General features: G+C 70.0%; 2 pseudogenes. Both read left to right on the top strand.

Features of this window, described 5'->3' with window-relative positions:
• Positions 1–161 precede the first annotated feature (161 nt).
• A pseudogene (locus LKD76_RS31740) lies at positions 162–4961 on the top strand (amino acid adenylation domain-containing protein); the annotation flags it as partial.
• A gap of 174 nt (positions 4962–5135) precedes the next feature.
• Positions 5136–7331, top strand: a pseudogene (locus tag LKD76_RS32415) (condensation domain-containing protein); the annotation flags it as partial.
• Between the last annotated feature and the right edge of the window lie 2 nt (positions 7332–7333).

Raw genomic sequence — 7333 nt, forward strand, 5'->3', positions numbered from 1 at the left:
CCGAGCATCCGGTCCTGCGCGGCGCGTACGAGATCGCGGATCTGCCGTATCTGATCGAGGTGGTCGCGGATCTGGAACCGCAGCGCATCGCCGTCCGTCACGGGGAGTCGGTGGTCACCTACGCCGAACTGGGTGCGGAGCTGACCGCTCTGGCCACCGCCATGGGCGCCGCGTTGACCCCGGATGCGCTGGTACAGGTGGTCGTCTCGGGTCGTTTTCCGGACCTGCTGGAGGCAGGCGACGGCGCCCTGACCGCCGCCGTCTCCGAGCTGCTCGACGATGCGCTCGTCGCGGCGGCCGACGTGCTGACTCCCGGTCTGGCTCCCGCCGACACCCTCGCCACGCTGTTCGCCGAACAGGTGACTCGCACACCGGATGCGGTGGCGGTCGAATTCGAGGATCGCACGCTCACCTACGCCGAACTCGACGCGCGCGCGACCACGCTGGCCCGGCACCTGGTCGGGCTCGGCGTCGGCCCGGATGCCCTCGTCGGCCTGTCCCTGCCGCGATCACCGGAACTGGTGATCGGCATGTACGCGATCCACAAGGCCGGTGGCGCCTACGTTCCCATCGATCCCGGGCATCCGGCCGATCGCATCGCCTATGTGCTCGACGTGGCGGCGCCGGTGGCGGTGCTCACCACCGCGACCGGTCCGGCCTTCGGGGACGTGCCGGTCCTGCGACTGGACGAATTCGACTGGGACGCCGCCGAAGAGCCGCCGGTGGCGCGGGCCGACGACCTCGTACCGGCCCATCCGGACAGCCTCGCCTACGTGATCTTCACGTCCGGTTCGACCGGCCGGCCCAAGGGGGTCGCGGTCTCGCATCGGGCGATCGTGGCCAACCTGCGGTGGCGGCAGCGGTGCTATCGGATGTGCGATACCGATGTGGTGCTGCAGAAGACGCCGTTCACCTTCGACGTGTCGGTGTGGGAGTTCTTCTGGCCCCTGCAGATCGGCGCCCGGCTGGTGCTGGCGGCGCCGGACGGACATCGGGATCCGGCGTATCTGATCCGGGTCGTCGCCGACAAGCAGGTCACGATCGCGCATTTCGTACCGTCGATGCTGTCGGTCTTCGCCGCCGCCGTCGCCGATGCCGGGGCGAGCGCCGAGATCGATTCGCTGCGCACGATATTCGCCTCCGGTGAGGCGTTGCCCGCCGCCACGGGCGCCGCGCTGCGCGATGTGAGCGGCGCCTGCCTGCACAATCTGTACGGCCCCACCGAGGCCGCGGTCGATGTCACCGCGCACGAGGTGACGGCGGCGGATGTGGACTCGGTGCCGATCGGCGCGGCGGCCGACGATACCGATCTGCTCGTACTCGGCGACAATCTGGAACCGCTGCCGGACGGCGTGGTCGGCGAGCTGTACCTGTCGGGCGTGCAGCTGGCCCGCGGCTACCTCGGCCGACCGGCGCTGACCGGTGAGCGGTTCGTGGCCAATCCGCACGGCGCGCCCGGTGATCGCATGTACCGCACCGGCGATCTGGTGCGCTGGAACAGCGGTGTGGACGGCGGCCCGCGCGAACTGGAGTATCTGGGCCGTAGCGACTTCCAGGTGAAGCTGCGCGGATTGCGGATCGAACTCGGCGAGGTCGAGGCCGCGCTGGTGGCCCACGACGCGGTCGCCCAGGCCGCGGTCGTACTGCACCGGCACGGCACCGGAGACCATCTCATCGGCTATGTGGTGGCCAGCGGTGGCCGCGCACTCGACACCGGCGCGATCCTCGGCGCCGCCGCGGCGCGGCTGCCCGAGTACATGGTGCCCACCCTGCTCGTCGTGCTGGACCGTATGCCGGTCAACGCCAACGGAAAGCTGGACCGCAAGGCGTTGCCCGAACCCGAATTCAGTGGCGGTGCGGACGAATTCCGCGAGCCGGCGACGCCGGGTGAACGGGCGGTGGCGAAGATCTTCGCCGGCCTGCTCGGTATCGACGCCGTGGGCGCCGACGACGACTTCTTCGCCCTCGGCGGCAACTCGCTACTCGCCACCCGGGCGATCGCCCGGATCGCGTCCGCGCTCGACATCACCGTCGATGTTCGTGACTTCTTCGATCGCCCCACCCCGGCCGGCCTGGCCGCCCTGGCGGGCACCAGCAGGGTGCGCCCGCCGCTGGTCGCCGTGGCACGGCCGCAGACGGTGCCGCTGTCCGCGGCACAGCGCCGGATGTGGTTCCTCAACCGCCTGGCCAACAGCGCGGGCGCCGACACCGGTGCGGCCGCGGTCGACAACATTCCGGTGGCGCTACGGCTGCGCGGCCGTCTCGACGTGCCCGCGCTGCGTGCCGCGGTCGCCGATGTGACGGCCCGGCACGAGGTGCTGCGCACGGTGTACCCGCAGACCGCCGACGGCGCCGCGCAGGTGATCCGCCCGGTCGCCGAACCGCGACTGGTGCCGGAGCCGGTCGCCGCGCACGACCTCGTCGCGCAGGTATGCGCCACGGCCGCGACCGGTTTCGATGTCGCCACCGAGATCCCCGTGCGGGTCCGGTTGCTGCGCACCGATACCGAGGATCACACCCTCGTACTCGTGGTCCACCACATCGCCGCCGACGGTGTCTCGATGGGGCCGCTGCTGCGCGATCTGGTCGACGCCTATGCCGCCCGCATCCGCGGCGCCGCCCCGGACCGGGAGCCGCTGTCGCTGCAATACGCCGATTACACACTGTGGCAGCAGCGAGTACTGGGCGCGGACACCGATCAGGATTCCGAGGCGGCCCGGCAGCTGAGCTTCTGGCAGCGCGAATTGGCCGAACTGCCCGCGCAATTGGATCTGCCCGCCGATCGGCCGCGCCCGGCCGAGTCGTCGTACCGGGGGGCGACCGTCGCCTTCGACATCGACGCCGGTCTGCGCGCCGCGATCGACACCCTCGCCGAACAACTGCGGGCGACGCCGTTCATGGTGTTGCACGCGGCCCTGTCGGTACTGCTCGCCCGGTTGTCGGGCACCACCGATATCGCGATCGGCACACCGGTGGCCGGTCGCGGCGAACGCGCGCTCGACGATCTGGTCGGCATGTTCGTCAACACCCTGGTGTTACGCACCCGGGTCGACGGCGGCAGCGGTTTCAGCGATCTGGTCCGTGCCACCCGCGCGCGCGATCTGGATGCCTTCGCCCATGCCGAGATTCCGTTCGAGCGGCTCGTCGAGGTGCTCAATCCGGCGCGCTCCCGCGCGCGGCATCCGCTGTTCCAGGTCGGTCTGTTCATGCAGAACATCGGCGTCGGCGTGCCGGAACTGCCGGGGCTGACGACCGAACTGGTGGACTTCGATCCCGGCTTCGCCAAATTCGATCTGCAGCTGACGATCTCCACCCCGGCCACCGGAGCCGACGGTTACCGCGCCGAATTCACCTATGCCACAGATCTGTTCGACGAGCCGACCGTCGCGGAATTCGCCACCAAATTCCTGCGGCTGCTCGGGGGCGCCCTCGCCGATCCGGCGCGGCCGGTCGGGGATCTGGAACTGCTGGACGCGGGCGAACTCGACTATGTGACCTCCAGCTGGAATGCCAGCGGCCACAAGGTGACCGACGACTTCCTGCACGACGGCTTCGATATGCAGGTTCGGCGCACCCCCGGCAACCGGGCGCTGGTGTTCGGCGAGACCGCGCTGACCTATCAGGAGCTGTCGGAGCGGGTGAACCGGCTGGCGCGGCTGCTGATCGAGAGCGGTGTGGGACCCGAGACCCTGGTCGTGCTGGCGATGCCGCGCTCGCTCGAGCTGGTCGTCGGCATGTACGCGGTGCTGCGCGCGGGCGGCGCCTATGTCCCGGTCGATCCCTCGCATCCGGCCGAGCGCATCGGCCACATCTTCGCCACCGCCCGCCCGCACACGGTGCTCACCACGCGCGCCGCCGGCTTCGAACCACCGGCGGCGATCCCTGCGGCGGTGCACCATCTGGACGAACTGGAGCTCGAGGCCTACTCGGCGGGCCGGATCGCCGACGGCGAACGCCGCGGCATCCTGCATCCGGACCATCCGGCGTACGTGCTGTTCACCTCCGGTTCGACCGGACGGCCCAAGGGTGTGGCGGTGAGCCACCGCGCGATCGTCAACCAGCTCGAATGGATGCATGCCGAATACGGCGTGCGGGCCACCGATATCTACCTGCAGAAGACCGCGACCACCTTCGATGTCTCGCTGTGGGGCTATTTTCTCCCGCTGCGCGCGGGTGCCGCGCTGATCCTGGCCACCCCGGACGGCCATCGCGATGCCCGCTATCTCGCGGAGACCATCGCCGCCGAGCGAGTGACTCTCACCGACTTCGTGCCGTCGATGCTGACCGTCTTCCTCAACCACGTCCAGGCCGGCGAATTGACCACGCTGCGTGCGGCATTCGTGGTCGGTGAAGCGCTGCCCGCCGAGACCGCCGCACTGTTCGCGGATAGATGCGATGGGGCACTGCACAATCTGTACGGTCCGACGGAGGCCGCGGTCTCGATCACCTGCCACGAGGTCACCGATGCGGATGTGCGCACCGTGCCGATCGGCGAGCCGGAATGGAACTCACAGGTCTTCGTCCTCGACACCCGGCTGCACCCGGTGCCGATCGGGGTGCCGGGCGAACTGTATCTGGCCGGAAACCAGCTCGCCCGCGGCTATTACGGCCGCCCCGATCTGACCGCCGACCGATTCGTGGCCAATCCGTTCACCTTCGGCGGGGAGCGGATGTACCGCACCGGCGATCTGGTGCGCTGGACGGCCGAGGGTGAGCTCGACTATCTGGGCCGCATCGACTTCCAGGTGAAGTTCCGGGGCCAGCGCATCGAACTGCCCGAGATCGAGACCGCGCTGCTGGCCGCACCGGGTGTGGGCCAGGCCGCCGTGCGGCTGATCACCGGTGCCGGCGGTGACCACCTGGCCGGATACGTGATCCGCACGCCGGGCGCCGAACTCGACGCGCAGGCGGTGCGCGCCGGACTCGCCGCGGTGCTGCCCGCGTACATGATTCCGACCGCGGTGGTCGAACTCGACGAGTTCCCGCTCAACAGCAGCGGCAAATTGGATCGTGCGGCCCTGCCGCTGCCGGTGCCGGCGGCGGCGGAATTCCGGGCCCCGCGCACCCCGCTGGAGGAACGGGTCGCCGAGGTGTTCGCCGAGGTGCTCGGGGTGGAGCGGATCGGCCGGGACGACGATTTCTTCGCCCTCGGCGGCAGCTCGCTCGACGCCACCCAGGTGAGCGCCCGGATCGGCCGGGTCATCGAGGCCCGCGTCCCGGTGCGGACGCTGTTCGAGGCCTCGACCGTCGCCGGATTCGCGGCCGCCCTCGATGGCGATACCGAGCGAGCCCGCCCGGCGCTGGTGAAACAGGTTCGGCCCGCGCGTATTCCGCTGTCGCTGGCGCAGCAGCGGATGTGGTTCCTCAATCGTTTCGACCCCGATTCCGCGGTGCACAACATCCCGGTCGCGGTCCGACTGCACGGCGTGCTCGATATCGAGGCGCTGGCGGCGGCGGTCGGCGACCTGATCGAACGTCACGAAACCCTGCGGACCCGCTACCCGGAATACGAGGACGGCCCCGCCCAGGAAGTCGTCTCCGCCGCCGAGGTGGCGGTCGATCTGGAACCCCTGGTGATCGCGCCGGGCGAACTTCCGGCGCGGATCGCCCTGCTGACCGCGACGGGATTCGACGTCACCACCGCGCCGCCCGTGCGCATCGCGCTGTTGCGCCTCGACTCCGGCCCCGGCGACGGTGAACCCGAGCACGTCCTGGTCTTCGTCGCCCATCACATCGCCGCCGACGGCTGGTCGATCGCACCCCTGACCCGCGATCTGATGACCGCCTACGGTCACCGACGCGACGGCGCCGCACCGCGGTGGACTCCGCTGCCGGTGCAGTACGCCGATTTCAGCAGCTGGCAGCGTTCGGTGCTGGGGTCGGAATCCGATCCCGGCAGCGTCATCAGCGCACAGGCGGATTTCTGGCGTTCGGCACTGTCCGGGCTGGCCGACGAGCTGAATCTGCCCACCGACCGGCCGCGCCCGATGCGTCCCTCCTACGCGGGCGGACGGGTGCGATTCGAGCTCGACAGCGAGATCCGCGACGGGTTGCGGGAACTCGCCCAGCGCCGGCACGCGACCACCTTCATGGCTGTGCACACCGCGCTCGCGATCTTCCTGGCCCGGATGAGCGGCACCGAGGATCTGGCGATCGGATCGCCGATCGCCGGCCGCGGTGAGCGTGAACTCGACGACCTGATCGGCATGTTCGTCAATACCGTCGTGTTGCGCACCGCGGTGCCCGGCGACGCGAGCTTCACGCAACTGCTCGACACCACCAGGGACGCCGACCTGCGTGCCTTCGCTCACGCAGACCTGCCGTTCGAGCGGCTGGTGGAACTGCTCGATCCGGAGCGATCCACGGCGCGGCATCCGCTGTTCCAGGTGGCGCTGGCCTTCGAGAATCTGCCCACCGGGGATCTGCGGCTGCCCGGTCTGCGCGTGGGTGCGGTCGACATCGATGCCGGGACCGCGAAGTTCGATCTGTCCCTGACCGTGCGCGAGACGGCGACCGGGTTCGACGCGGAATTCTCCTATGCCCACGATCTTTTCGATCACGACACCGTCGAGCGCCTCGCTCGCCGCTTCACCGGTCTGCTGCGGCAACTGGTCGCGGCGCCCGATACCGCCGTCGGTGATCTGTCGCTGCTCGACGAGGACGAGTACACCCGCCTGACCCGGGTGCACGCCGACGACGTCATGGCGACCGCGCTGCTACCGGAGTTGCTCACCGCCGGGCGCGCCGCCGGGCGGGACCGGATCGCGGTCCGCTACGAGGGCCGCTCGATCCGATACGGCGAACTCGACGACTACTCCACCCGCCTGGCCCGCCGCCTGATCGGACTCGGGGTGGGCCCCGAACAGCTGGTGGCCCTGGCACTTCCGCGGTCCTACGAGATGGTCGCGGCGGTCCTGGCGGTGGCACACGCCGGTGGTGCGCACGTGCCGGTCGATCCCACCTATCCGGCGGATCGGGTGCGGTACATGGTCACCGACTCGGCGGCGCGGATCGGCATCACCGTCGCCGCCTACGCGGACGGGCTACCCGACGATGTGCGGTGGCTGGTACTGGACGCACCGGCCACCGAGGCCGAGCTCGCCGCGCTGCCGGCCGGACCGGTCGGCGATGCCGAACGGATCTCCCCGTTGCGGATGTCACATCCCGCCTACGTCATCTACACCTCCGGATCCACCGGAATGCCCAAGGGCGTCACCGTCACTCATCGCGGGCTCGGTGGTCTGGCGCGGCACGCGATCGAGCGGTACGGGCTGGGTGCCGACGATCGGATGCTGCACATCTGCTCGCCCAGCTTCGATCCGTCGGTGCTGGA

The sequence above is a fragment of the Nocardia spumae genome (assembly GCF_020733635.1).
GTDB lineage: Bacteria > Actinomycetota > Actinomycetes > Mycobacteriales > Mycobacteriaceae > Nocardia > Nocardia spumae.